At 36.8% G+C, this 24,465-nt stretch carries 27 protein-coding genes; 16 read left to right on the plus strand and 11 right to left on the minus strand.

The features are described from left to right. Genes Q9B79_RS17730 through Q9B79_RS17745 form a run of 4 tightly spaced genes read left to right on the plus strand, consistent with a single transcriptional unit; the run spans position 1 to position 3,478 of the window. The gene (locus tag Q9B79_RS17730) at positions 1 to 882 is read left to right on the plus strand and encodes an SGNH/GDSL hydrolase family protein (protein ID WP_306186302.1); all 882 of its coding nucleotides are present in this window, start codon (positions 1 to 3) and stop codon (positions 880 to 882) included. Further along, entirely contained in the window at positions 879 to 1,796 is a 918-nt protein-coding gene (locus Q9B79_RS17735; RefSeq protein ID WP_306186303.1) for an ABC transporter ATP-binding protein, read from the plus strand. The genes Q9B79_RS17730 and Q9B79_RS17735 overlap by 4 nt, the downstream gene beginning before the upstream one ends. Beyond that, entirely contained in the window at positions 1,789 to 2,781 is a 993-nt protein-coding gene (locus Q9B79_RS17740; protein WP_306186304.1) for an ABC transporter permease subunit, read from the plus strand. Before Q9B79_RS17735 ends, Q9B79_RS17740 begins: the two co-directional genes overlap by 8 nt. 19 nt (positions 2,782 to 2,800) lie before the next feature. After that, on the plus strand, positions 2,801 to 3,478 hold the full coding sequence (locus tag Q9B79_RS17745; RefSeq protein WP_306186305.1) for a uracil-DNA glycosylase: 678 nt from the start codon (positions 2,801 to 2,803) through the stop codon (positions 3,476 to 3,478). 38 nt (positions 3,479 to 3,516) lie between these two features. Here the strand turns inward: Q9B79_RS17745 and Q9B79_RS17750 are convergent, their stop codons facing one another. The 3 genes from Q9B79_RS17750 to Q9B79_RS17760 all read right to left on the minus strand — a co-directional run bounded on the left by Q9B79_RS17750 (position 3,517) and on the right by Q9B79_RS17760 (position 6,416). Continuing rightward, a complete protein-coding gene (locus Q9B79_RS17750) occupies positions 3,517 to 3,810 on the minus strand; it encodes a DUF3817 domain-containing protein (protein ID WP_306186306.1) in 294 nt (97 codons plus the stop codon). 209 nt (positions 3,811 to 4,019) lie between these two features. After that, a complete protein-coding gene (locus Q9B79_RS17755) occupies positions 4,020 to 4,841 on the minus strand; it encodes a Cof-type HAD-IIB family hydrolase (RefSeq protein ID WP_306186308.1) in 822 nt (273 codons plus the stop codon). A 291-nt stretch (positions 4,842 to 5,132) separates the two neighbouring features. After that, positions 5,133 to 6,416 (minus strand): purine/pyrimidine permease, encoded by a 1,284-nt coding sequence (locus Q9B79_RS17760; RefSeq protein WP_306186309.1) that lies wholly within the window; start codon positions 6,414 to 6,416, stop codon positions 5,133 to 5,135. 95 nt (positions 6,417 to 6,511) lie between these two features. Between Q9B79_RS17760 and Q9B79_RS17765 the strand changes: the two genes are divergently transcribed. From Q9B79_RS17765 to Q9B79_RS17775, 3 genes are all read left to right on the plus strand, one after another. Beyond that, positions 6,512 to 7,504 (plus strand): potassium channel family protein, encoded by a 993-nt coding sequence (locus Q9B79_RS17765; protein ID WP_306186918.1) that lies wholly within the window; start codon positions 6,512 to 6,514, stop codon positions 7,502 to 7,504. A gap of 6 nt (positions 7,505 to 7,510) precedes the next feature. After that, positions 7,511 to 7,795 carry a YwdI family protein gene (locus tag Q9B79_RS17770; protein WP_306186310.1) on the plus strand — a complete coding sequence of 95 codons (285 nt, stop codon included), beginning with the start codon at positions 7,511 to 7,513 and terminating at the stop codon, positions 7,793 to 7,795. A 64-nt stretch (positions 7,796 to 7,859) separates the two neighbouring features. Next, complete coding sequence (locus Q9B79_RS17775) at positions 7,860 to 8,228, plus strand: DUF423 domain-containing protein (RefSeq protein WP_000688311.1); 369 nt, start codon at positions 7,860 to 7,862, stop codon at positions 8,226 to 8,228. 29 nt (positions 8,229 to 8,257) lie between these two features. Here Q9B79_RS17775 and gerQ read toward each other — a convergent pair whose 3' ends face one another. The 4 genes from gerQ to hemQ form a co-directional block, all read right to left on the minus strand. After that, a complete protein-coding gene (gerQ, locus tag Q9B79_RS17780) occupies positions 8,258 to 8,689 on the minus strand; it encodes a spore coat protein GerQ (RefSeq protein ID WP_306186311.1) in 432 nt (143 codons plus the stop codon). 27 nt (positions 8,690 to 8,716) lie between these two features. Further along, the gene (cwlJ, locus tag Q9B79_RS17785; protein ID WP_306186312.1) at positions 8,717 to 9,139 is read right to left on the minus strand and encodes a cell wall hydrolase CwlJ; all 423 of its coding nucleotides are present in this window, start codon (positions 9,137 to 9,139) and stop codon (positions 8,717 to 8,719) included. 175 nt (positions 9,140 to 9,314) lie between these two features. Then, positions 9,315 to 10,586, minus strand: a complete 1,272-nt coding sequence (locus Q9B79_RS17790; protein WP_306186314.1) for a serine hydrolase — start codon at positions 10,584 to 10,586, stop codon at positions 9,315 to 9,317. Positions 10,587 to 10,789: 203 nt separating this feature from the next. Continuing rightward, the gene (gene hemQ / locus Q9B79_RS17795; protein WP_001287590.1) at positions 10,790 to 11,533 is read right to left on the minus strand and encodes a hydrogen peroxide-dependent heme synthase; all 744 of its coding nucleotides are present in this window, start codon (positions 11,531 to 11,533) and stop codon (positions 10,790 to 10,792) included. Between the two features lie 280 nt (positions 11,534 to 11,813). Between hemQ and pta the strand changes: the two genes are divergently transcribed. Beyond that, positions 11,814 to 12,785 carry a phosphate acetyltransferase gene (pta, locus tag Q9B79_RS17800; protein ID WP_000067214.1) on the plus strand — a complete coding sequence of 324 codons (972 nt, stop codon included), beginning with the start codon at positions 11,814 to 11,816 and terminating at the stop codon, positions 12,783 to 12,785. A gap of 48 nt (positions 12,786 to 12,833) precedes the next feature. Here pta and lipL read toward each other — a convergent pair whose 3' ends face one another. Both lipL and Q9B79_RS17810 read right to left on the minus strand, forming a co-directional pair. Further along, positions 12,834 to 13,679: an octanoyl-[GcvH]:protein N-octanoyltransferase gene (lipL, locus tag Q9B79_RS17805; RefSeq protein ID WP_306186315.1), complete on the minus strand. Its 846-nt coding sequence runs from the start codon at positions 13,677 to 13,679 to the stop codon at positions 12,834 to 12,836. Between the two features lie 130 nt (positions 13,680 to 13,809). Then, a complete protein-coding gene (locus Q9B79_RS17810; RefSeq protein ID WP_306186316.1) occupies positions 13,810 to 14,502 on the minus strand; it encodes an RsfA family transcriptional regulator in 693 nt (230 codons plus the stop codon). A 284-nt stretch (positions 14,503 to 14,786) separates the two neighbouring features. On the opposite strand from Q9B79_RS17810, the gene Q9B79_RS17815 reads away from it, so the two are divergent. The 6 genes from Q9B79_RS17815 to Q9B79_RS17840 all read left to right on the plus strand — a co-directional run bounded on the left by Q9B79_RS17815 (position 14,787) and on the right by Q9B79_RS17840 (position 20,813). Beyond that, positions 14,787 to 15,011: a YuzB family protein gene (locus Q9B79_RS17815; RefSeq protein WP_306186317.1), complete on the plus strand. Its 225-nt coding sequence runs from the start codon at positions 14,787 to 14,789 to the stop codon at positions 15,009 to 15,011. A 318-nt stretch (positions 15,012 to 15,329) separates the two neighbouring features. Beyond that, complete coding sequence (locus tag Q9B79_RS17820) at positions 15,330 to 16,385, plus strand: FecCD family ABC transporter permease (RefSeq protein ID WP_073517725.1); 1,056 nt, start codon at positions 15,330 to 15,332, stop codon at positions 16,383 to 16,385. After that, a complete protein-coding gene (locus Q9B79_RS17825) occupies positions 16,382 to 17,398 on the plus strand; it encodes a FecCD family ABC transporter permease (RefSeq protein ID WP_306186319.1) in 1,017 nt (338 codons plus the stop codon). Before Q9B79_RS17820 ends, Q9B79_RS17825 begins: the two co-directional genes overlap by 4 nt. A 15-nt stretch (positions 17,399 to 17,413) precedes the next feature. Continuing rightward, positions 17,414 to 18,226: an ABC transporter ATP-binding protein gene (locus tag Q9B79_RS17830; RefSeq protein WP_000212064.1), complete on the plus strand. Its 813-nt coding sequence runs from the start codon at positions 17,414 to 17,416 to the stop codon at positions 18,224 to 18,226. Positions 18,227 to 18,416: 190 nt separating this feature from the next. Beyond that, entirely contained in the window at positions 18,417 to 19,361 is a 945-nt protein-coding gene (locus Q9B79_RS17835; RefSeq protein WP_306186320.1) for an ABC transporter substrate-binding protein, read from the plus strand. Between the two features lie 147 nt (positions 19,362 to 19,508). Continuing rightward, positions 19,509 to 20,813 (plus strand): HD domain-containing protein, encoded by a 1,305-nt coding sequence (locus tag Q9B79_RS17840; RefSeq protein WP_000262739.1) that lies wholly within the window; start codon positions 19,509 to 19,511, stop codon positions 20,811 to 20,813. A 39-nt stretch (positions 20,814 to 20,852) separates the two neighbouring features. Here the strand turns inward: Q9B79_RS17840 and Q9B79_RS17845 are convergent, their stop codons facing one another. Beyond that, positions 20,853 to 21,038: a 2-hydroxymuconate tautomerase gene (locus Q9B79_RS17845; protein WP_001147171.1), complete on the minus strand. Its 186-nt coding sequence runs from the start codon at positions 21,036 to 21,038 to the stop codon at positions 20,853 to 20,855. A 111-nt stretch (positions 21,039 to 21,149) separates the two neighbouring features. On the opposite strand from Q9B79_RS17845, the gene Q9B79_RS17850 reads away from it, so the two are divergent. Together Q9B79_RS17850 and Q9B79_RS17855 are read left to right on the plus strand one after the other, a co-directional pair. Next, positions 21,150 to 21,824: a site-2 protease family protein gene (locus Q9B79_RS17850; protein WP_306186321.1), complete on the plus strand. Its 675-nt coding sequence runs from the start codon at positions 21,150 to 21,152 to the stop codon at positions 21,822 to 21,824. A 25-nt stretch (positions 21,825 to 21,849) separates the two neighbouring features. After that, on the plus strand, positions 21,850 to 22,359 hold the full coding sequence (locus tag Q9B79_RS17855; RefSeq protein ID WP_000136678.1) for a YwhD family protein: 510 nt from the start codon (positions 21,850 to 21,852) through the stop codon (positions 22,357 to 22,359). Between the two features lie 35 nt (positions 22,360 to 22,394). Here Q9B79_RS17855 and Q9B79_RS17860 read toward each other — a convergent pair whose 3' ends face one another. Next, complete coding sequence (locus tag Q9B79_RS17860) at positions 22,395 to 24,446, minus strand: transglycosylase domain-containing protein (protein WP_306186323.1); 2,052 nt, start codon at positions 24,444 to 24,446, stop codon at positions 22,395 to 22,397. Positions 24,447 to 24,465 lie beyond the last annotated feature (19 nt).

A 24,465-nucleotide genomic window follows, 5' to 3' on the forward strand; every position in this document is an offset into this window, starting at 1 on the left:
TTGAAAATCGCTTTTCAAAATGGCGTTTGGTATAATTATGGACAATCTATGAGGGCTAAAAGGGGTTTTGATATGAGATCAAAAGTAGTAAAAGTAATTCTACTCATTACAATTGCATCTTTCTGTTTATTTGCATATGGCTTTGTTTCAGGTGTAAATGATGTATTAAATCCGAAAGCTTCAAATTTAATTAAAAAGACCGATGTAGTGGCAAAAGAGAAAAAGAAAACGGGAATGTTACAAATCGTTAGTTTAGGTGATTCATTAACACGCGGTGTTGGTGATAAAGAAGGAATTGGTTATGTTGGACGGATGAAAGAAGATTTACAAAAAGATTATAAGCAAAAGGTTGCTCTAACTAACTTAGCGGTTAGTGGTGCGAAAATGCCTGACTTATTAAAACAAATTGAGAGTAGTGGCGCTCAATATTCAATTAAGCAAGCAGATGTAATCGTTTTAACGATTGGAGGAAATGATTTATTTCCAGGTTGGGACTCGCTTGGAAAGATAGATTTAGAAACATACCGTCCTGATACAGAAACATTCCAGAATGAAGCGAAGAAAATTATAGAAGAAATTCGTAAGCTAAATACAGATAGCCCAATTTTTTGGCTAGGTTTATATAATCCTTTTGAAGATGTAGAAGATTTAAAAGGGTCTTCAAACATTGTTGTAGACTGGAATGCATCTTTAGAAAAATTGGCGATAAATAATAAAAATGTGTATATTACACCGACATTTGATTTATTCCAAAACCGTGGGAAAGATTTATTATACTCCGATCATTTCCATCCGAATGAAATAGGATATACATATATGGCGGACCGATTAGTTCAAAATGTTGCGAGTAAATTAAAACTAGAACAAGGAGGGGTAAAATGACGACGATACTTTCCGTACGAAACGTGAAGAAGGTAATTGGAAAGAAGACGATTGTAGAGAATATTTCCTTCGATGTAAAACAGGGAGAAGTGTTTGGCTTCCTAGGTCCGAATGGTGCCGGAAAAACGACTACCATTCGAATGTTAGTTGGATTGATTAAGGAAACAGAGGGCACGATTTCTATCGGTGGTTATTCTATTAAGGAAAATTTCAGAGAAGCGATGCGTCAAATTGGGAGTATCGTTGAAAACCCAGAACTGTATACATATTTAACGGGATGGGAAAATTTAAAGCAATTTGCCCGTATGTTAGGTGGTATATCAGATGAACGTATTATTGAAATCGCTCAAATGGTTCATTTGGATGAAAGAATTCACGATAAGGTAAAAACATACTCACTCGGTATGAAACAGCGTCTTGGCATTGCGCAAGCGCTTCTTGGAAATCCCAAATTGCTCATATTAGATGAGCCGACAAACGGTTTAGACCCAGCTGGGATTAGAGAACTTAGGGGATTTATACATAAGCTTGTGAAAGAAGAAAATATGAGTGTGTTTATTTCAAGTCATTTGCTAAGTGAAGTGCAAATGATATGTGATCGCGTTGCTATTATTCATAAAGGGAAGATGATAACAGTTGCACCAATTGAAGAATTAATTAAAACAGCAAGTGATCGCGTAGAATGGATTGTTACACCAATTCTTAAGGCAAAAGATATGCTAGAAGATGCTGAGGAAGTAAGAGAAGTGAGTATAGAAGGTAATCGATTACTATGCCGCATGAATATTACATCTATAAGTAATTGGAATAAACATTTTGTAGAAAACGGGATAGATGTACATAGCGTTAAGGAACTTGTATTTACGCTAGAAGATTTATTTATTGAACTTACAAGGGGTGAGCAGCATGCATGAATTTGCGAATCTCATTTTAAATGAATCAGAAAAGATTTACCGCAAGAAACGTATTTTTGTTGTCATGCTTATTTTAGCAATCTTGATTCCGCTTTTTGTGTACGCGCAGTATCGTGAAATAGAAACAACACAAAAAAGACTCGGTACAACTGATTGGAAGGTTTCATTACAACAGCAAATTGTTGATTCTCAAAATCGATTGAACAATTCTAGGTTGCCGGAAGAATGGCGTGATTGGCTAAAAGTAAGAGTGGAGCAGCAACAATATTATTTAGATCATGATATTAATCCGATGGCACCAGGTGCACCGACTTTTGTCAGAGCATTTATTGAACAAGGAATTACGTTATTTATTCCGCTTCTCGTAATGATTGTCGCCATTGATATCGTTTCAGGAGAACGAAGTGATGGGACGATGAAGATGTTACTTACGCGGCCGATTCGGCGCTGGAAAATACTCCTTAGTAAGTACGTGACGATGTTATTTTTCATTTCACTCATACTGCTTCTTGTCGGTGTGTTTGCTTACGTATTATCAGGTCTTGTATTTGGATACTCGGGATGGAATTTACCTGTTTTAACAGGTTTTGTTATTGATAAGGAAACGTTAAATACGAATTTTGTACATCTTATTCCGCAGTGGCAATATATTTTGATGGCGTATGGATTAGCTTGGTTTGTTGCCATAGTTGTCGGAACGATATCCTTTATGGTTTCTGTTTTGATTCGAAATACGCCAGCTGGTATGGGCGTTATGTTAGCCGCATTAATCGCAGGTGGTATTTTAAGCTCATTCGCAACGTCTTGGGAAGGTGCGAAATATATTTTTAGTGTGAATTTATCATTAACAGATTATCTATCAGGAAAATTACCTGCATTACAAGGGTTATCGATGGGGTTTTCTTTAATGAATTTAACTGTATGGGCCGTTGTGTCCCTTATTATTTCATTTGTAGTATTTACAAAGCAGGATATGGTGAATTAATTGGACGGGAAGTGAAAGCATGAAAAATGTTTTGAAAAATGATTGGGGGCCATTATTGGCACCGGAATTCGATAAAGAATACTATCTTACTTTAGCTGATTTTTTGAGAGAAGAGTACAGCACACATGCTGTTTATCCGAAAGTAGAAGATATTTTTAACGCTCTAGAATATACAAGTTATGAAAATACAAAGGTCGTTATTTTAGGACAAGACCCATATCACGGACCGGATCAAGCACATGGTTTAAGCTTTTCGGTACAACCTGGTATTAAAACGCCACCGTCATTGCTAAATATGTATAAAGAACTTCGAGATGAATATGGATATGAAATCCCGAATAACGGTTATTTAGTAAAGTGGGCAGAGCAAGGAGTTTTATTATTAAATACTGTACTAACAGTTCGACAAGGTGAAGCAAATTCTCATAAAGGGAAAGGATGGGAGCACTTCACGGATCGCGTAATTAAGCTATTAAATGAACGTGAAAAGCCAGTTATTTTCATATTGTGGGGACGTCATGCACAGGCGAAGAAAAAGTTAATTACAAATACGAAGCACCATATTATCGAATCTGTACATCCAAGTCCACTATCAGCAAGACGTGGTTTCTTTGGGAGTAAACCATATTCTAAAGTGAATACGATTTTAGCTAATATGGGTGAAAGAGAAATTGATTGGGAAATTCCAAATCTGTAAATAAAAAAGGTAGTTAACAGTCGTTAACTACCTTTTTATTATTGTTGTTCGTTCTTTAATTTTGCATCTAGTACAAATGTACCAAATGGGATAACTGATGAAATGAATGCGCCAAGTGCCCATAAAATTGATTTACGGTGTGCGATTGTTACTTGAATTACTGCAAAGATGAATAGAATAAATAGAACACCATGAGCCATGCCTGTAATTTTAACAGCCGTTGCAAATCCTGCGAAATATTTCAATGGCATTGCTACAAATAATAGTAATAGGAAAGAAATACCCTCAACTAGTCCAATTGCTCTTAATCGTCCGATTGGTGTAGATAACATAAAGCAACCTCCTTTAACGTATGCTTGTATATAGTAAATTTGTATTCTTTTTCAAAATAAAATAGTCTATTTTGTTTCATTATATACAAAAAGAAAGTTTACACTACGAGAATAGTGCAAAGTTCAAAATATAGTCACAAAAGCATGAGAATTTAAATAAAAACCTATTTGAAGTATTTGACTTCAAATAGGTTTTATGGGTGAAAATATTAAACAAGCGCTTCTCGTTTTAGTACGAACTTCTCTACAACTTTTGCAACGCCATCGTTCATATTTGTATCTGTTACGTAGTTTGCAATTTCTTTAATATCATCAGGTGCATTACCCATTGCAACGCCAAGACCAGCAAATTCAATCATTGCTTGATCGTTATAGCTATCGCCCATTGCGATAACTTCTTCACGCTTAATGCCAAGCTTTTGGATCAGTTTGTTTAAGCTCGTTCCTTTTGTAACACCGGCTTCAGTAAATTCTAAGAAGAATGGTTTAGAACGCATCACGCTTAATTGGCCTTCTAGTTGTTGTTGTAGTTGCTTTTCTACTACAACAAGACGTTCAGCTTCCTTATTCATTAATACTTTTACTACAGGCTCTTTAACAGCAGCCGTAAAGTCATCTACTACAACAATTGGCATACCAGTAATATCGCCCTCAATTTCAGTATAAGGATTATTTTCTTCCGTTACGATATCATCGCCCATATAAGTATGAATCCATACATCTTCAGCTTTACTAATTTCAAATAGGTTGTGAACGATTTCAGGAGATAGCGTACTACTAAAGATTTCTTCGTTTGTTTTACAGTTAATAATTTTTGCACCATTAAAAGATAGAATGAAACTGCCGTATTCTTCTAAACGAAGTTCTTTCGCTACATTGCGCATACCAAACGTTGGGCGCCCAGAAGCAAGCACAACTTTTACACCTTGCTCTTGTGCAGTCATTAGAGCCTCTTTCGTACGAGGTGAAATAGTATGGTCATCACGTAATAAAGTATCATCTAAATCTAAAACAATCATTTTATAAGTCATATTGAAAATTCCTCTCTTTGTTGAAATAGAAATAAAAATAAAGCTTTATGAAGATATTGGGGAATATATAGTAAGACATCGAACCTCTTTATCCCACATTAACTGCCCGTAAAACCCCCACTGATTAAAGTTTCACTTTATGTGAAGTTAGGAGAAGTTCTATATTGTTAGTATAAATTACCATGAGCGTGTTGCCCATGATAATTTATACTGTTAACTCCTGATTAGCTTTCAATTTATTATTATCGTAACAACTCTATAGGTAGAGTGCAATAATGGAAGTTTTCCAATTTACGATCGTTGTTTTTCTGTTGAACGAGAAAATAGTATTTCGAGCAAAATTGCCATTACAGATCCAAGAACGAGACCGTTACTTAAAAATGACGCTAGAAATGGTGGGAGCGTAGAAAATGCTCCTGCTGGAACGAACATAACGCCGACGCCTGTAAAGATTGAAAGACCCGCTACTTTAAATAATCGTTCTTTATTCTGCACGGTTTCGTATTCGCGGAAGGCAAGACCAATCATGCTTGCAAATACAGGATAAATGGCAGCGTATCCAACTGCGACAGGTATCGCCGCAAAGAATGAAGTAATCTTTGGGAATATACTAACGAGAATAATAAAGCTTGATCCTAACATAAATGGGAGTCGTTTATAAATATTAGTCGTTGCAATAAAGCCTGCTGATCCAGAAATAGCGACAGGTCCAATCGCTGAAAAAAGACCTCCTAGCAATTGATTTATTCCCGTTATAATGCCGGCTTGTTTGAAACGATCTGGTGCAGTATTCTCTTCATATTTAGAAACAACCTTTTGCACAACACGAATGCTTGCTAACATATTTGTTAGAAGTAATAGTGTAACGAAAACGACCGTAATGGCCATGTTCCACTCAATACGAGGCATCCCGAAAACAAATAGAGACGGAAAACGGATTATATCTGTCACAGGCGTTACTGGATTGGATAATCCGAAGCATGCGAATAATATCCAGCCACAGACGATACTGAAAAGAACAGAATATTGCCCAATAATAGGTAGCTTCATGATAAAGAAGGATAGTAAAATAACAATCAGTGATAGAATAAATACGTCAGCTTGTACTTCTGTGTGTTGTCCGTCGAGGCCAAACATTCCCTTTAAGAAGGACCCACTCAGTTGTGCGACAAGAAGAAATAAATATGTTCCAATGACTGTCGGTGTAAAATAACGAACTAGTTTGTCGATAAGTCCAAAAATGCTAAGAATAATACAAATGATTCCGCTTAATAGGAAAGCGTACTGAAGGACCTTAAGTGTTTCAGTGCTGGATCCAAATAATACGACACCTAAACTTGCATAAAGGGAGAAAATCCCCCACCAAAGCCCTGCAGGACCTTCTTGTATAGGAAGTTTATGCCCAAATATAGCTTGCAGTAGGCCAGCAAAGCCAAGAACAAATAATGTTCTTTGGACGAATGCAATAGCTTCAGCACCATCGAGACCGTAACTAGTTGCGACGCTAATTGGTACAATAAGACTTCCAGCTAAAATAAATAGCGCCCATTGTAAGGCGGAAAGAAATGTTTTCATTATATCAACCTCTTTCATAGATTCCGTATCTAGTATATATGTATTTCATTTCCACTGGCAAAGATTGTAGATAGAGAAAAGAGTTGAAACAAGATATGAATGCACGTAGGCAATTATGGATAGCAGTTATATGTATGACATTTGTTGTAATTCTAGGAACGTTAGGATTTATGACGATTGAAGAGATTAGTTTGTTTCAAGCATTTTGGATGACGATGATTACTGTATTGACTGTTGGGTACGGAGATGCCGTTCCCGTAACACAAGCGGGGAAAATATTTGCACTTCTTATTATACCTGTTGGCGTCGGTATTGTTACGTATGCAATTGGTGTAGTGGCAGCTATGATTATTGAAGGGAATTTATTTCATGCAGTGCGGAGGAAGAAGATGGATAAACAAATAGCGCAGTTACAAAATCATATTATCGTATGTGGTTGTGGTAGAGTCGGGCTTCAAGTTGTACATGAATTGCAAGAAAAGAAAATTCCATTTGTCGTCGTGGATAAAGAGGAAAGCATATTAGAGAAGGAAAAACTTTTGTATGTACACGGAGATGCAACGGAAGACCAAGTGTTACATCATGCTGGAATTTCAAAGGCAGCGGGTTTAGTTGCTATCGTTGCAAATGATGCTGAAAATGTATTTATTACATTAACAGCAAGGGGATTAAACGATGCAATTAAAATTGTGGCAAGAGCAGAAAAACCAGAAACCGAAGACAAATTAAAGAGGGCTGGGGCAAATAAGGTGATTAATCCATCTAGCATGGCAGGAATTCATATTGCAAAAGGTATTGCGAATCCGCTAACAGTTCATTATATTGATACAGTACTGTATGGCGTGGAGCAGTCATTTGTAATTGAAGAGATTGCAGTCGGCGAGGGCTCTATTTTAGCTAGTAAATCATTACTCGAGAGTGATGTGAGAAATCAATTTGACGTAACAATTTTAGCGATTTTGAGAAATGGGAATGTTATACATAATCCAACGGGGCAGGAAAAACTACAAGAACATGATATGATAATAGTATTTGGTTCAGTAGAGAAGCTGGGACAATTTGAGAAAGAACTACAAAGTAAGAGGTGACAAGGAATGCAAGTATCGAGTGATAAAATTTTAAATAAAATGGCGAATGAAATTGCAAAAGCAAAAAGCAGTGAAGGACAAAAATCAAAAGAACATGTATTAGTTGTGCGTGCTTTATGCGATTTACTATTAGATGAACAAGTGGAATCTTCTACGTATAGAGAACCACAAATTCAATCACAAATCATCGGATCACAACCAATAACGATGCAACCAATCTCCCCGGTTTCTGATGAGCCAGTATATATAAAAGAAAGTGATGCAAACGGTAATTCTTTATTTGATTTTTAGAAGATAAATCGTTTGGCTTATGTGAAAAAATTGCTTATGATAAAGGTAAAAAAGGGGAATTAAGATGAAAATTTTCTTTTTACTAGGTTGTATCGCGGCAGGGCTATCTGTTGCTTTAGGGGCTTTTGGAGCACACGGTTTAGAAAATAAAATTTCTGCAAAAATGTTAGAAGTTTGGAAAACAGGCGTTACATACCAAATGTTTCATGCAGGTGGACTATTTGTAGTTGCTTTATTGATGGATAAAATTCAATCATCACTTTTAACTACTGCCGGCTGGCTTATGGTAGCTGGGATTATTATGTTTTCAGGCAGTTTGTATGCATTAAGTACGACAGGTATTAAGTTCTTTGGCCCAATTACACCTCTTGGTGGCGTAGCATTTATTGTGGCGTGGATCTTGGTCGGAACTGCAGTTGTAAAAGGATTATAAAAACAAAAGCTGGCATATGCCAGCTTTTTTTATGGTCTTGGAGCATAAGTTGCTTGTTGGCCAGGCAAATACGTAATTCTTTCTGGAAACTCTACATAATCTAAGTAAATCATGAGTAGTAAATAACGTTTCCCTGATTCTGGTTCACTAATTACAATATGATCTCTCCCTGCAGCTTCAATAATTCCCGTATAAGATTGTGTGCCAAGTGAGCTTCCTCGTTCATAGGTCATAACAATTGTTGCCTGTTTACCTTTGTTTAAGCGTAGAATATTTTCGATATAGGATTGTTCTAATGGGAGCATACCCTGAGAAATTGCATATTGTGCCTGGGCAGCTTGTTGCTGCATTGCCTGTTGTTGCTGTTGCTGTTGTCCAGCAGTCATTTGTTGCGGTTGTACATAAGTCCCAGATGGTTGATAAAAACCTGTTCCATAATACGGGTTTTGTTGCTGTGCCATTCAAAAATCCCTCCTTGTTTTCATCCCTTAATATATGCTAGGGCAATCCCCGGCAGATGGCTGGAAGAAGCAGTGCTTTTTGAAGCGACCAGAGTTTTGCTGGTTATACCAAGTTGGTGGACATGCACCTTCAGGCCTAAAAAACCATAAGGCGAAGTTGGCAGGCCAGAAACGTTGTCCTTGAATCGTTCGCCTTGCTAAGGCGATATCTTGTTCTCTCGCACGCTGATAAAAATAACCTTTTTGCGTTGCTTCAAAACCGCCAGGGTTTTGATAAACCATTTGACGTAAATTACGAATACTTTTAAAATCTAAACAATTTCCGCGGACACGATTTACCCCAACGTTTCCGACCATCAACATCCCCTGTTGTCCTTCTCCTTCAGCTTCAGCACGCATCAGTCTAGCTAATAACTTTACATCTTCTTCGTTATAAGCAATAACGCCCATTATGTGTCACCTCTCTTTTTGGAATACCCTGTGGAAAGAGGTTTATCTCTAGATGAAGTGTGTAACAATTACTAGTTCATACGTATGAGGAAAAGGACTCAGATATGACAACCAAACGAAGTTTTACATTGAGAGTGGAAAATAAAAAAAGCTAGCGTGAGCTAGCTTTTTATCATTAAAATACTTTAGACCATAAATTTGAGAAGAAATCTCCAATAGAGCGCATTGATAACACAAACCAGTTTGCTTTTTCAACTTCTTCTGTCGTTTTTGCGGTAACTTTCATACTTTTACTACCGTCTAAGAAACCATATTTATCAGTTGATTCTAAAGTAATCGATCCTACTTTGGCATCTTTCTTAACAGGGGCGACCAAATGTCCATCTTCAGTGAGGGATTTATCTACTTCAGTCCCGATTTTATAAGGGTTTTTACTACCTTTCTTCGCAATTACTGTTATTTCTTTTTCTGGTGTAACAGTGACTTGGTCTTCCTTCCCTTTTACTACAGAGATTGTATTGTTTTTATCCACTTTTAGTTTTTGTTTTTCGAAATTATTAAATCCATATTCAATTAACTCACGAGATTCGGTGAAACGCTCATCCATTGATTTTGTTTTTATAATTACTGAAATAAGGCGTAAATCACCGCGTTTTGCTGTAATAGTGAATCCGTATCCAGCAGTATCAGAACTACCAGTTTTTAAACCATCTGTTCCTTCATAAGAGAAAGCGGCACCTGGCAACATCCAGTTCCAATTTTCCATACGTATTGGTTTTGGATGATTATCCGGGAAGTTTCTAAATCTTTGTTTTGTATCCTCTAGCATTTCTGGATACTTTGTAATCATTGCTTTTGAAAGCATACCCATATCGCGAGCTGACATGGAATTTTCTCCATTCGGATCAGTTCCTTCAGGATATTTTCCTTTTAAGTCAGCGTTATTTAACCCAGTAGCGTTTACAAATTTATATTTCTTTAACCCTAGTTTTTTTGCATGATCATTTGCAAGATTTAAGAAGTTTTTCTCACTGCCTGCAAGAAGCTCTGCTAAGGCAATACTAGATCCGTTTGCAGAGAAGATAACGATAGAATGATATAGTTCTCTTACAGTATATTGACGTCCCTTTTCGAATGGAACGTTAGAGAATTCATTATTACGTGAAACTTCATAAGCGTAATCGGAAATGTTTACCTTTGTATCCCAAGTTATTTTTCCTTCTTTAATTGCTTCTAACACGGCATAAACAACAATTAATTTTGACATACTAGCGATAGCTAGTAATTCATCTGGATTTTGTTCATGCAGTATTTTTCCTGTATCTGCATCAAATAGAAGTGCAGCAGCAGCCTCAATGTGTATTTTTTCTTCGGCATGGGATGTTGTTACTCCTAAGGAAGAAATTGACAATAGAAGCATTAGTAAAATAGATAAGATTTTCTTCATATAGATTATCACCTTCGCATCGTTATTAGCATGTAGCTCGTACCATTTTAGCATAAATTTGGATATAGAAAGGTTACAATTTTGTAAGGAATTTGAAAGGTATTTGTCGATTTTTGTTCAAATTTGCGGAGAAAAGAAGTTTTTTGGAGAGAAATATAGAAGGTAATAAAAAAAGGAACGAATTTCGTTCCTTTTTTACGATTTTATATGTGTAAAAATTTCTCTACTTTTTCGTCTGGTAAAATGTTTCCAACGAAAAATGTTCCAAATTCACCATAACGAGCACTTACTTCATCGAAGCGCATTTCATATATAAGTTTTTTAAATTGAAGAACATCGTCAGCGAATAATGTTACGCCCCACTCAAAATCGTCAAATCCAACAGATCCTGAAATAACTTGGCGCACCTTACCTGCGTACTGGCGACCAATTTTACTATGACTGTACATCATTTTTTTACGTTCTTCCATAGGAAGCATGTACCAGTTGTCATCACCTTGGCGACGCTTGTCCATTGGATAGAAGCAAATGTGATTTGCTTTTGGTAACTCAGGATATAAGCGAGCTAAGATTTGTGGATTTTGGTATGGATCTTCATCAGCTGGAAGGTAGTTGCTTAGTTCAACAACAGATACGTAAGAGTATGCAGGAACCATATATTCAGCTAATGTTGTTTTATTCAATTCTGTCTCAATTTCATTTAATTCTTCCATTGTTGGACGTAAAATCATAAGCATAATATCAGCTTTTTGGCCAACAACTGTATACATCGCATGACTGCCTTTTTTCGCACTAGCTACTTCATTCCATTTTTCAACGACATTTAAAAATTCAGACACAGCTTGTCCGCGTTCGTCGCTAGATAATGTTTTCCATGCAGCCCAATCAATAGAACGTAAATCATGTAAACAATACCAGCCATCTAACGTTGTTGTTGCTTCACTCATTCTATTCACCTCAGTTAATGATAGTTTTACACGTTAACTATAGCATATATAGTTTTAAAATCATCTATATAAAGCCTTGGCGCATAAATTTGTCACATTTAAATTCACTTGAAAATAGGAAGAGATAAGGGTTAAAGAGGATTTATTTCTATGCTGAATTTTATGAAAATATAATCATTTTCATTTTATCTATTTTTTGGGAGCTATAAGTTTAAAATATAGAAGAAAAGCAGTATTCTTAAAGATAGAGTTTTTTTAACATATGTAGGAGGGTTTATTCGTGAGCAACTTATTTACAACAGTAAAAGAAAAAGTTCAAGGAAAAGGCATTTCTATCGTACTTCCTGAAGGAACTGATGAAAGAATTTTAGGCGCTGCAGAGCGTTTAGCAAAAGAAGAGTTAGTAAAACCAATCTTAGTTGGTAATAAAGAAGAAATTAGCGCAAAAGCTGCTAGCATGAATTTAACATTAGCAGGCGTTGATATTTACGATCCAGCTACATACGAAGAAATGGATGCAATGGTAGCATCTTTCGTTGAACGCCGTAAAGGTAAAGCAACTGAAGAAGACGCTCGCAAAATCCTTAAAGACGAAAACTACTTCGGCACAATGCTTGTATACATGGGCAAAGCACACGGTTTAGTAAGTGGTGCAGCTCACTCTACAGCTGATACAGTTCGTCCAGCACTTCAAATCATCAAGACAAAACCAGGCGTTACAAAAACTTCTGGCGTATTCATCATGGTACGTGAAGAAGAGAAATATGTATTCGCTGATTGCGCAATTAACATTGCACCAAACAGCCAAGATTTAGCTGAAATTGGTATCGAGAGTGCGAAAACTGCTGAACTATTCGGTATTGATCCACGCGTTGCTATGTTAAGCTTCTCTACAAAAGGTTCTGCGAAATCTCCAGAAACAGAAAAAGTTGTAGAAGCAACTCGTATTGCAAAAGAAATGGCTCCTGAATTAGCTTTAGATGGAGAATTCCAATTCGATGCTGCATTCGTACCATCTGTTGCTGAGAAAAAAGCTCCAGGCTCTACAATTAAAGGTGATGCTAACGTATTCGTATTCCCAAGCTTAGAAGCTGGTAATATTGGCTACAAAATCGCTCAACGTTTAGGTAACTTCGAAGCAGTAGGACCAATCTTACAAGGTTTAAACATGCCTGTAAATGACCTATCTCGTGGGTGTAACGAAGAAGAAGTGTACAAGTTAGCTTTAATTACAGCAGCTCAAGCACTTTAATTCTATAATGAATTGAAATAAAGACCGTCGCTATAATAGCGACGGTCTTTATTTTTCTAAGCCAAGTGCTTTATTGTTACGATCAATAATACGTTGTAAATTCGTCTCATATAAAGGTATTTCATCTATTGTTAACTGAGATGGTGTTAACTTTGGAGCGAATTGCTGTAATGTTTTTAAAAGGCGCATCATTAAATCCTGTACTGTAATGGTTTCGCCAAGTAATTCAGAAAGTGAAGCCATCGTATTCGGTACAATTTCAGGATACGTAAAGCGTGTTTCTTCCCCTTGAATAGCTAGGTTGTAGAAATCACGAACGAGTGCGGCGCGTTCAGAACCACTTCCTGTAGCGCATAGATAAATTTGGACAGCGACACCGCCGCGAATACGGCGCTGTGAAATACCAGCAAATTTTTGATCGCGAATACTTAAATCGTAGCTACCAGGGCAGTACGAACCAACGATTTCTTTGGCCTCGATTGTAACATCGTAATCCTTTAACATTTCCTGAATTAAATGCCACATTGTATCGTATCCAAGATCAATATCGATACCCTTTTCTGTTTCTTGGAATAAGAGTGATACGTTTAAAACACCTTCATCAAGTACGACTGCAAGTCCACCAGAATTACGAACGATAACATTGAAGTTGTTTTCTTTTAAAAAGGAAATACCTTCTTCCAAGTACGGTAGGCGTGAATCTTGAATGCCAAGAACAATTGTATTGTGATGAACCCAAGAACGCATTGTTGCAGCTGATTGACCATTTCCAATGCTTGTACATAATGTGTCATCCATTGCGAATGACTGCAATGCATGGAATGTTGGTCCCAAACTAGACTGATCTACAATACGCCACTCTGGCTGAGATAAAATGGAACGGGAATTGCTCATATAACTAACCCCTTATCTTTAAAATGACAATCTCTATTATAGCAAAAAAATGAAGAATGGAGTTTTCTCACATATAAAGGGGAAGTTTAAAGATGAAAGAATAAAAAAGGATGCATGTAATGCATCCTTTTTATTCTGCAATTTTTTCTAAATTACCGTTTCGATCCATTCGGAAAGATGTTTGAGAACGTTCTTCGTCATCCATGACTGCCAATTTACGAGCACGGTTCATAATATTCATAAGTGTTTCGTAATCTTCTTGTACAGTATGAGATTGTTTTTCTAATTTTTCTAGTTTCTTTTCTAGTTCTTCATTTCGAAGGATTTGTGATTTAATTTCTTGTTTCAATCTCGTATTCTCGTTTTCAAGAGCTGTCACTTTTATATTTGAAGATCCGACTGTTTGTAAAAAATAAATAACATCTTGCATTGTCATAGAGCCTTTTGCAGCAGGAACAGTAGTTTCTTTATATGGAATAGCTTCTTTATACTGTACAACTGATTCCTCTTGTACAAATTCCTCATAATCAGCTATCGAATCTGAAGCTGGTGGTGTATAAAGTAAACGTTTTTTCGCTTGTTCACCACTTGCAGCACGCATTTTATCTTTACGATGTTTTTTTGCTAGTTGAAGAGCTTGTTCATAGCTATAGCGAACAACAGCATTCCAACGGAAACCACAGGCAGCCGATGTACGATTCAACCTGTCTCCTACTTCTTCAAATGCATTTAATTGCGTACTTCCTTCTCGAACGTGACGAAGTACAGTTTCAGCAAGTAATAAATCATCCTCATCCGTCCAAGCATCTTGTCTTACTTTCATAGATTCAACTCCCTTTCTTTTTATGAACTTCCTATTTTTATAATGGGCAAAAAAATGAGCTTTTATACAAAGCTTTTAAAAATATGGTAGATTTCGATGAAAGGTATAAATTTTGCCAAGAATGACGGAAGCTTCTGTAGGAGAGCATATAAATATGTAGCATTATATGAGGAAAGAGCGTCGAAAGGAAACTTGCAACGAGCTTCAAAGAGCGGTAAAATACCATTTAGTGTTTATTTTTAAATGTACTTGAGAAAAGTTTAAAATAGAGGAAGTGTTATATAATGGGAAACGAATTTCGTGTGTGTGATGATTGTCAGGCAACGAACATTAAAACGTTGATTCCGAAGTTAAAAAAGGTAGACTCATGTGCAAAAATTGAAGTTGCATGTCAGTCTTACTGTGGTCCTGGTCGTAAAAAATCATTCGCATTTGTAAATAACCGTCCAGTTGCGGCTCCAACAGAAGACGAATTAATTGTAAAAATTGAAGCAAAGTTAAATAAGTAAGAAAAAGAAGAGTGAACAGATTACTCTTCTTTTTTATGCCCATAAGAGGAAGGATTTATTCTGTGAAAGCTTAATTGATGATGATAATAGATAATGACAGATAGGCGTTATCTATTTATTAAGGTCTCAACCTATATGAATTTGTATTTCAAAATAATAGTTGACAGTCTTTGGAAGCGATAGGTAGAATAGAAGGTGTCTGATTCTGAGAATCATTATCAAGAGAAGGACGATTCATTTCATTTTTTTTATTACTATTTGAGAATAAATTTCATTTCAATAAATTAAACATATGTTGTTGGTTAGGATGGTTGAGGGATGGAAGCGAGCGCAAGGAGTATAGAACAGCAAGATGTGAATGTTAAAGAGATTAAGAGCAGGCCGCTCATTGCTTCTATTATTTTAGTAGCAGGTACAATTTTGTTAGCTTTAAGCATGGCATTATCTATTTCGTTTGGTGCTGCAGATATTAGTTTAAAGACTGTATGGCAAGCTGTATTTCAGTTTGACGGTTCTATTACGCATCATAACGTAATTCAAGAACTTCGCATGCCTAGAGCGATAGGGGGCGTAGTAGCAGGTGCCTTTTTAGCAGTATCAGGGGCAATTATGCAAGGTATGACGCGAAATCCACTTGCTTCCCCATCGTTAATGGGGATTACAGATGGGGCTGTATTTGGAATTGCAATTATGTATGCATTCTTCCCTAATTCACCTTATTTAATGTTCGTTATCGCATCGTTTATTGGTGCTGCGTTTGGAGCGAGCATTGTATATGGAATTGGATCTTCTTCACCAGGTGGATTAACGCCTGTGAAATTAGCTTTAGCAGGTGCAGCAATTAGTGCTTTATTAGGGGCCATTTCATCTGGAATTGCGCTATATTTCAACCTTGCCCAAGAGGTGAGTATGTGGAATGCAGGCGGAGTTGCTGGCGTGAAATGGGAGAGTATTAATATGTTAGTACCGATTGGTCTAGTTTGTCTCTTAATTGCAATTATGATGTCGAGGTATATTACAATTTTAAGCTTCGGTGAAGAAATTGCGATTGGACTTGGTCAAAATACGACATTAATTAAATTTATCGGGACAGTACTTGTTCTTGTGTTAACAGGTTCGGCGGTTTCTATGGCAGGGTCGGTTGGATTTGTTGGTCTTGTAATCCCACATATGACTCGTTTCCTTGTAGGCTCAGACTATAGATGGGTTATTCCATGTTCTGCGGTCTTAGGCGGGCTATTAATTGAATGTGCAGATATGTTATCTCGCGTTATTAATCCGCCGTTTGAAACGCCAATTGGGGCAATTACAGCACTAATTGGGGTTCCATTCTTCCTCTACTTAGCACGTAACGAAGGGAGAGGAAAAATGTGAGGACAAGTGTCTTAACAAAAAAGAATATTTCCATTTTAACAATTTTAGTAGGATTAATCGTTACTGTATTTTTAGTGAGTTTAAATACAGGGACATTTAAAATACCGCCAATGGACGTATTAAAGTCATTGGTTGGACTTGGTGCTGAAGATCAGTCTGTTATTTTATTTGAATTCCGTATGCCGCGTATGGTTATTGCCATACTAGTTGGATCTGCTTTAGCGATGTCAGGGGCGATTTTGCAAGGGTTATCGCGAAATCCACTTGCTGATCCAGGTATTATCGGTATTAACGCTGGAGCGGGGTTAACAGTCGTTATCTTCGTTTACTTCTTCTTCGGGAAAGTTGGAACTGGTACATTTTTATCTGTATTTATCCTCCCTTTCTTTGCATTAGTTGGTGCGATATTAGCAGCGGTTATTATTTATTTACTAGCATGGAAAGACGGCGTTTCATCAACGAGATTAATACTTGTCGGTATCGCTGTTGCAGCCGGGTTTGGTGCTGTTAGTTTAATTTTTTCTATGAAAATGACATCTAACGATTTCCGTTTTGCTACGATTTGGTTAGCAGGAAGTCTATGGGGCACAGATTGGAAGTTCGTACTAAGTGTACTTCCATGGATGGTTATTTTCTTGCCACTTGCTATTAGTAAGGCTCACATATTAAACGTAATGAACCTAGGCGACTCCACAGCAGTTGGCCTTGGTGTAAATGTAGAAAAAGAAAGACGTAAATTATTATTTATTGCAGTTTGTTTAGCTGGTGCATCTGTTGCTGTTGCCGGAGGAATTGGTTTTATCGGTTTAATGGCTCCGCATTTAGCGAGGCGCCTTGTTGGTGGTAAACATCAAATTATGCTGCCTACCGCCGCGCTAATAGGAACGTTTTTACTTTTATTCGCAGACGTAATTTCAAGAAGTGTGTTAACAACTTCAGAAATACCGGTCGGTCTTGTTATTTCTGTAATTGGTGCACCATATTTCATATACTTACTTATGAGGACAAAATAAAGGGAGGCTTTTTGTATGGCAACTTTAGCAGTTGATGCGGTATCTGTTGGCTATAATGAAGGGTTAATTATTGATGGATTAACAGTTGAAATTCCGGAAGGGAAAATTACAACAATTATTGGACCAAATGGTTGTGGGAAGTCCACATTATTAAAAACGGCTTCTCGTATTTTGAAGGCGAAAAAGGGTACTGTTTATCTTGACGGAAAAGCAATTGAGAAACAGCCAACGAAAGAAATCGCAAAGAAAATGGCAATTTTACCACAGACTGCAGAAGTGCCAACTGGCCTTACTGTGTTTGAACTCGTTTCATATGGACGCTTTCCTCATCAAAAAGGGTTTGGAACATTGAAAGAAGAGGATTATCGCTACATTCATTGGGCACTTGAAGTGACGGGAATGACAGAATTCGCAAATCGTCCAGCAGAGGCGTTATCAGGCGGACAACGTCAACGCGTATGGATTGCGATGGCTCTTGCACAAGGGACAGAATTACTCGTATTAGATGAACCGACAACGTACTTAGATATGGCTCATCAATTAGAAGTATTAAACTTATTGAAAAAGTTAAACGAAGAAGAAGGTAGAACGATTGTTATGGTTATCCATGACTTAAACCATGCTTCTCGTTTCTCTGATCATATGATTGCATTAAAAGCAGGTAAGTTAATGAAACAAGGAACGCCAGACGAAGTAATGACGAGTGAAACACTTCGCAGTGTATTTGAGATTGAAGCTCAAATTGTTCCGTGTCCAGTAAACTGTAAACCAATTTGTTTAACATATGATTTAGCGATGATTAGTAATCAATTGCGTAAAAAAGCATAAGTAGAATCCCCCTCGTAAAGAGGGGGGCTTCTAATGGACGTTGAGCTTCTTATTAGTAAATAGGAAGTTGAACACCCGTTAGAACGGGGCATAAACAACAATTAATCAATATATATTTATTAATTGTTAATCTTGTTTCTTATAGTTCACTGTAACTTATAAGAGAAATACAGCTAGAAGGAGTGGGAACATGAAGAATTTTAAAATGGCGTTATTAGCAATGGTACTAGTCGTTACTTCTGTACTATTTGTAGCTTGTTCTAACAAAGAAGAGAAGAAAGCAGATGCGAAGGATGCAAAGACTGAAGAGCGCACTGTACAACATGCAAAAGGGGAAATTAAAATCCCTGCAAATCCAAAGAAAATTGCTGACCTTAGTGGTTCAACAGAAGAATTATTAATCTTTGGTATGAAACCAATCATTACTGCTAATACATCTCAAGAAAAAATTGATGCACATATTGAAAAGAAATTAAAAGACGTAAAACCAGTTGGTTCTGCTTGGGGCGATAAAATTAACATCGAAGCAGTAGCTGCTGCAAAACCAGACTTAATTCTTGTAAACAATCGTCAAGAAAAGATTTATGATCAATTATCTAAAATTGCACCAACAGTTATGTTAAAAACTCCATTAGACCAATGGCGTCCGAAATTTGAAGAAGTAGGTCAAATCTTCGGTAAAGAGAAAGAAACAAAAGAATGGTTCAAACAGTATGATGAAAAAGCAAGCAAATTACATGATAAAATCGTAGCGAAAACTGGCGATGCTAAATTTATGAAAATGGCTGCATATCCAAATGCTTTCCGCGTATACGGTGACTATGGTTACGGTAGCGTAATCTTTAACGATTTAAAATTACCAGCAGTTAAAGGTACACCAACTGATAAACCTTTAGTGCAAGTACAAAAAGAAGCTTTAATTGATTACAACCCAGATTACTTATTCGTATTTACAACTGGTGACGGTTCTCAGCGTCTAAAAGAATTCCAAGAAGAATCAATTTGGAAAAATATGAACGCTGTTAAAAATAACCACGTATTTACAATTAAAAACGAAGACTTAAACAAAGGTTACTTCCCTCTAGGTAAAGAAATGATCTTAGATGAAGTTGCTGAATTCGTTTTAGGTAAATAATATATAAAGAAAAAATCACTTTTACCGAAGTAAAAGTGATTTTTTCTTTATATAAGGGCAATTAATATAGTCTTTCATTTCTTTCTGTTTCCTATTTCGTTTATAATATATAGTAAGAATGCAGTAAAGAAAGGGGGATGTCGGAAGGTGGTATATTTAAACGACAAACTCAGCGAAACAAAAGTGTTTAAAGACCCGGTACATAAATATGTGCACGTGCGCGATCGTGTTATTTGGGATTTAATCGGAACGAAAGAATTTCAACGCTTGCGCCGTATTAAGCAACTTGGAACGACATTTTTTACATTTCACGGTGCAGAGCATAGTCGCTTTACTCATTCGTTAGGTGTATATGAAATTATTCGTCGTATGATTGATGATGTGTTTGATGGCAGACCGAACTGGAATGCTGAAGATAGATTGTTATGTTTATGTGCGGCATTACTTCATGATGTCGGTCACGGCCCATTTTCTCATTCGTTTGAAAAAGTGTTTTCATTAGATCATGAGAAATTTACGCAAAAGATTATTGTTGGAGATACGGAAATTAATCGCGTATTAAGTCGTGTGGATAAAGATTTTCCGCAAAAGGTAGCCGATGTAATCGCAAAAACATCTACTAATAAATTAGCGATTAGTATGATTTCTAGTCAAATTGATGCAGATCGTATGGACTATTTGTTAAGGGATGCGTATTTCACTGGCGTAAAGTATGGAAATTTTGATATGGAACGTATACTGCGTGTCATGCGTCCGTATGGGAATCAAGTAGTCATTAAAAATAGTGGTATGCATGCTGTTGAGCATTATATTATGAGTCGTTATCAAATGTATTGGCAAGTATATTTCCATCCAGTCACGCGCAGTGCCGAAGTTATTTTAACGAAGATTTTACACCGTGCAAAGTCATTGCACGAGAAGTATTATACATTTAAAAATCATCCGGTACATTTCTATTCTTTATTTGAAGAAGAAGTGACAGTAGAGGATTATTTAAAGTTAGACGAGAACGTTATGTATTATTACTTCCAAGTATGGCAAGACGAAGAAGATCCGATTTTAAGTGATTTATGTCGCCGTTTTATGAATCGAAACCTATTTAAATACGTAGAGTTTACAGATAAGCATGGTTTAGATAATTGGATGGAATTAAGTAGCTTATTCAAAAAGATTGGACTCGATCCAGAATACTATTTAGTAGTTGATTCAACATCAGACTTACCGTACGACTTTTACCGTGCTGGTGAAGAAGAAGAGCGTCTGCCAATCTTACTTCTCATGCCAAATGGAGAGCTTAGAGAGCTTTCACGTGAATCGGATATTGTTGAGGCGATTACTGGTAAGAAGAGAAGGGATCAAAAACTATTCTACCCGCATGATTTAATCTATGAAGATGGAAGAAAAGGAAAATATAAAGAGAGAATCATCGAGTTACTAGAAGGGAAAAAATAAGAAGCAGCTAAGCGCTGCTTCTTATGAAAAAACTTGAAATTATTTGTCGCTTAAGCGTTTTCCGCCAACTGCATAATGGTTTTTAGACATTTCTTCGATGAAAACAACGATGTTTTCTTCAGGAGCACCAGTTGTTTCGCTTACTGCTGCTGTTACTTTCTCAGCAAGAGCTTTCTTTTGTTCCTCTGTGCGTCCTTCTAGCATTTTCACTGTTACGTATGGCATATATAATCGCTCCTTTTATGTAAGTTACACTCTTATTATAGCGGATTATGTGGAAGAACAATCGAAAAAACAAATAATTTCTTTTTTGATATATGGAAGAGGAGATGAATTATGGACCAGTTATTTAGATACCCGTTGCACCAAATTCCGTTGGTAGCAATGGCCATTATTATCGCATTATCAGTGCATGAATTTGCGCATGCATATGTTGCATATAAATTTGGAGACGATACAGCAAAGAGGCAAGGTCGCTTAACTTTATCACCGATGGCACACTTAGATCCTATTGGGATGATTGCAGTGTTAATTCTTGGTTTTGGTTGGGCAAGACCAGTTCCTGTTAACCCGTACAATTTTAAAAGGCCACGTCTTGCAGGGATATTCGTTTCAATCGCAGGACCAATTAGTAACTTAATTTTAAGTGCAATTGGTTTAATTATTTGGTATAGCCTATTAACATTTGGCGTATTAGACTCAATTCCATTTGCAGTAGCAGATACGTTGGCTCAATTCTTCAGAATTTTTATTATGCTTAATATCGTACTACTTGTATTTAACTTATTACCAATTCCGCCACTTGATGGATATCGAGTTGTGGAAGATTTAGCACCAGCAAATATTCGTGCGAAAATGACACAGTATGAAAAGTATGGAGCAATAGCGTTATTAATTCTTGTTATTACACCGCTTAGCAATTATACAATTCAACCTATTTTCAATATTGTCATTCCATATGTATTTGTATTTTTAGATAGTATCATTGCGCCTATCTTTGGCCTTTTATAATCATTAAGCGAGGAGGAATTTACATATGACAGAGAAAAAGAAAAAAATCGGTTTTAATATCGTGAAAAATGATTCAACAGATGGACATGGTGGTTTTGGCGTTGGGGCATTAAGTCTAGAAAATATTTCACCTGTATTTGTCGATGTACTAGAGAAAACAGCGTTTGTTGATATCGGTGCGATGCATGCACGTAGTACAGTCGAAAAAGGTATTAAGTTTTTAACAAATAAAGATGAAGTTCCAAACGGAAAACCATTTTGGCTTGTGTGGGTAACGATTGAAAGAACGGCTACAGGTGCGTACTACGCAGGTGTAACAGCTTGTGAAATGACAGTCGACCGTGAAATTCGCCGCGGATATAAATCACTTCCAGAGCACGTAAATAAAATGGATAAATCATTGAAGCGTCACATTATGGTTGACCATATGGACGAATCGTCTAAAAAAGTACTTGGTACATTCTTGAAAGAACATAATGAAGCGATTTGGAACGAATCTAGTGAAGAATTGCGTCGTGCATTATTAAGTGAATAAAAAATAGCTGACGGATGCCCGTCAGCTATTTTTTTTTACCAAGGAAGATATCTTTTCCACCAACTTGTTTTTTTCTTTTCTTCAGTTGCCTTTTCAAATTCCTCTTTATCATCGACGTGATCCATACAATATTCAGTTGGTTCTGTACCTTTTGCAAAATACATTTTCACTGAAATTGGACAATTTTTTGTAGCGATTTTTCCGTTTTCAGGGTTAATATCGACTGCAACGACGTCACTTGGCTGTTTAAATTCTTTTTTAGGTTGTCCATCTAAGCCTTTTTCCATCGTATCGGTCCATATTTTTTTCGCATATCCTTGCTCTGCTACGTTTGAAATCGATTTAGGTTGATCATATCCAACCCATACGCCAGTTACGATTTGCGGGGTAAACCCAATCATCCAACTATCTGTTTCAGTAGAACCAGATTTTCCAGCATATGTTCTTGATAGTTTAGATAACATCGACTGACCAGTTACAGCAGCATAACTGCTTAGTTTTTTATTAAACATGCCCGTCATCATTTCTTCCATCACAAACGCTTTGCTCTTATCGAGAATTTGTTTACTCTCCAAATGAGCATCGTATAGCATATTTCCTTCATGATCCATAATGCGGCGAATGAAAATCGGTTTTACTTCTTTTCCACCATTTGCGAACATGCTATAAGCGTTAACCATTTCAATCGGTTTTACAGGAGATGTACCGAGAGCAAGAGAAGGGACGTCTTTTAATGCACTCTTAATTCCGAATTGTTTCGCCGTTTTTGTAAGGATGTCTTCGCCTAAAAATAAATTTGTCTTCACGGCATATACGTTATCAGAGACCGCAAGAGCTTGCGCCATTGTTACAAAATCGTCTGCATAATAGTCTTTGTAGTTTTTCGGTTTATACTTTGAAATACCGTCACCTAAAGTGAAAACAGTGTATTCGCTTTTTAAGCGCGTAGCAGGGGTAAATCCTCGTTCTAATGCTGCATAATATAGAAATGGCTTAAACGTAGATCCAGGCTGGCGAGCGGCCTGTGTAGCCCTGTTAAATTGGCTCGTATTATAATCAGTCCCGCCAACAAGGGCGGCTACTTCCCCTGTTTTTGGATTCATAGAGACGAGCGCAGTTTGTATGTTTGTTGTGTCAGGTATGTGATCTTTTACAGCTTGCTCTGCAACCGATTGTAATTTAGGGTCTAGCGTTGTATAAATACGCAAGCCTCCTTTTTGTAAGGCTTGTTCGTCTAATCCGACATCACGAAGAAGGGAAGCTTGTACAGCATCTTGGAAATAAGGCGCAACCTCTGCCACTTTTTTCGTATCTAATGAGGCAAAAGTTAGTGGCTCTTTCTTCGCTGAAGTTGCTTGTTTCTTCGTAATATAACCTTGCTCTACCATTTCATCTAATATGAGAGATTGTCTTCCTTTCGCACGATCTTCTTTTAAAAAGGGAGAGTAGACACTAGGTCCTTTCGGGATACCTGCGAGCATGCTAGCTTCTGCTAACGTTAATTCTTTTGCAGTTTTATCGAAATATAAACGGGATGCAGCTTCGATTCCGTAAGCACCATGTCCGTAATAAATTGTATTTAAATATCCTTCTAAAATATGATTTTTATTATAATTCACCTCAAGGCGAATTGTGTACATTGCTTCTAATAGTTTACGTTTCCACGTTTTATCATGATCTAAGTATAGGTTACGAGCATACTGTTGTGTAATCGTACTAGCACCTTGGACTTTTGCCATCGCTTTTAAATCGGCAACAATGGCACCAGCAATACGTTTCATATCAAAGCCATGATGTTTGTAGAATCGTTGATCTTCAATAGATAGTGTCGCCTCTTTTACATAAGGAGAAATTTCATTGAGAGATACATTGTAACGTTTTTGCATTTCATTACTTTGCCCTATAACAGTGTCATCATTAGCGTAAAAGACACTTGTTTGCGGGACAGCAACAGGAGGAGGTCCCATAATTTTTGCAACTATAATAATAACAAAAAAGGAAAAAACGAAAAAAAGAACCGAAGAAAACATTACGGTGAAGAAAAGACGTTTATATTTTTTAAGTTTTGGATTCATAGTTTGATTCATCTTTTTCAGCCCCTCATCA

The organism is Bacillus sp. MHSD_36 (genome assembly GCF_030757775.1).
Classification (GTDB): Bacteria; Bacillota; Bacilli; order Bacillales; family Bacillaceae_G; genus Bacillus_A.

Excerpts from the sequence above, each read along its gene's own strand:
- cwlJ (WP_306186312.1), bottom strand. The coding sequence starts at position 9,139 with ATGGGCGTTATTGCTTATAACGAAGAAGATGTAAAGTTATTAGCTAGA.
- Q9B79_RS17815 (WP_306186317.1), top strand. The coding sequence starts at position 14,787 with ATGGGAAACGAATTTCGTGTGTGTGATGATTGTCAGGCAACGAACATT.
- Q9B79_RS17810 (WP_306186316.1), bottom strand. The coding sequence starts at position 14,502 with ATGAAAGTAAGACAAGATGCTTGGACGGATGAGGATGATTTATTACTT.
- Q9B79_RS17755 (WP_306186308.1), bottom strand. The coding sequence starts at position 4,841 with ATGACTTATAAAATGATTGTTTTAGATTTAGATGATACTTTATTACGT.
- Q9B79_RS17740 (WP_306186304.1), top strand. The coding sequence starts at position 1,789 with ATGCATGAATTTGCGAATCTCATTTTAAATGAATCAGAAAAGATTTAC.
- Q9B79_RS17790 (WP_306186314.1), bottom strand. The coding sequence starts at position 10,586 with ATGAAGAAAATCTTATCTATTTTACTAATGCTTCTATTGTCAATTTCT.
- Q9B79_RS17860 (WP_306186323.1), bottom strand. The coding sequence starts at position 24,446 with ATGAATCAAACTATGAATCCAAAACTTAAAAAATATAAACGTCTTTTC.
- lipL (WP_306186315.1), bottom strand. The coding sequence starts at position 13,679 with ATGAGCAATTCCCGTTCCATTTTATCTCAGCCAGAGTGGCGTATTGTA.
- Q9B79_RS17770 (WP_306186310.1), top strand. The coding sequence starts at position 7,511 with ATGCAAGTATCGAGTGATAAAATTTTAAATAAAATGGCGAATGAAATT.
- Q9B79_RS17765 (WP_306186918.1), top strand. The coding sequence starts at position 6,512 with ATGAATGCACGTAGGCAATTATGGATAGCAGTTATATGTATGACATTT.
- Q9B79_RS17845 (WP_001147171.1), bottom strand. The coding sequence starts at position 21,038 with ATGCCATACGTAACAGTGAAAATGCTAGAAGGACGCACAGAGGAACAA.
- Q9B79_RS17855 (WP_000136678.1), top strand. The coding sequence starts at position 21,850 with ATGACAGAGAAAAAGAAAAAAATCGGTTTTAATATCGTGAAAAATGAT.
- hemQ (WP_001287590.1), bottom strand. The coding sequence starts at position 11,533 with ATGAGTGAAGCAACAACAACGTTAGATGGCTGGTATTGTTTACATGAT.
- gerQ (WP_306186311.1), bottom strand. The coding sequence starts at position 8,689 with ATGGCACAGCAACAAAACCCGTATTATGGAACAGGTTTTTATCAACCA.
- Q9B79_RS17820 (WP_073517725.1), top strand. The coding sequence starts at position 15,330 with ATGGAAGCGAGCGCAAGGAGTATAGAACAGCAAGATGTGAATGTTAAA.
- Q9B79_RS17735 (WP_306186303.1), top strand. The coding sequence starts at position 879 with ATGACGACGATACTTTCCGTACGAAACGTGAAGAAGGTAATTGGAAAG.
- Q9B79_RS17830 (WP_000212064.1), top strand. The coding sequence starts at position 17,414 with ATGGCAACTTTAGCAGTTGATGCGGTATCTGTTGGCTATAATGAAGGG.
- Q9B79_RS17750 (WP_306186306.1), bottom strand. The coding sequence starts at position 3,810 with ATGTTATCTACACCAATCGGACGATTAAGAGCAATTGGACTAGTTGAG.
- Q9B79_RS17745 (WP_306186305.1), top strand. The coding sequence starts at position 2,801 with ATGAAAAATGTTTTGAAAAATGATTGGGGGCCATTATTGGCACCGGAA.
- Q9B79_RS17760 (WP_306186309.1), bottom strand. The coding sequence starts at position 6,416 with ATGAAAACATTTCTTTCCGCCTTACAATGGGCGCTATTTATTTTAGCT.
- Q9B79_RS17835 (WP_306186320.1), top strand. The coding sequence starts at position 18,417 with ATGAAGAATTTTAAAATGGCGTTATTAGCAATGGTACTAGTCGTTACT.
- Q9B79_RS17850 (WP_306186321.1), top strand. The coding sequence starts at position 21,150 with ATGGACCAGTTATTTAGATACCCGTTGCACCAAATTCCGTTGGTAGCA.
- Q9B79_RS17775 (WP_000688311.1), top strand. The coding sequence starts at position 7,860 with ATGAAAATTTTCTTTTTACTAGGTTGTATCGCGGCAGGGCTATCTGTT.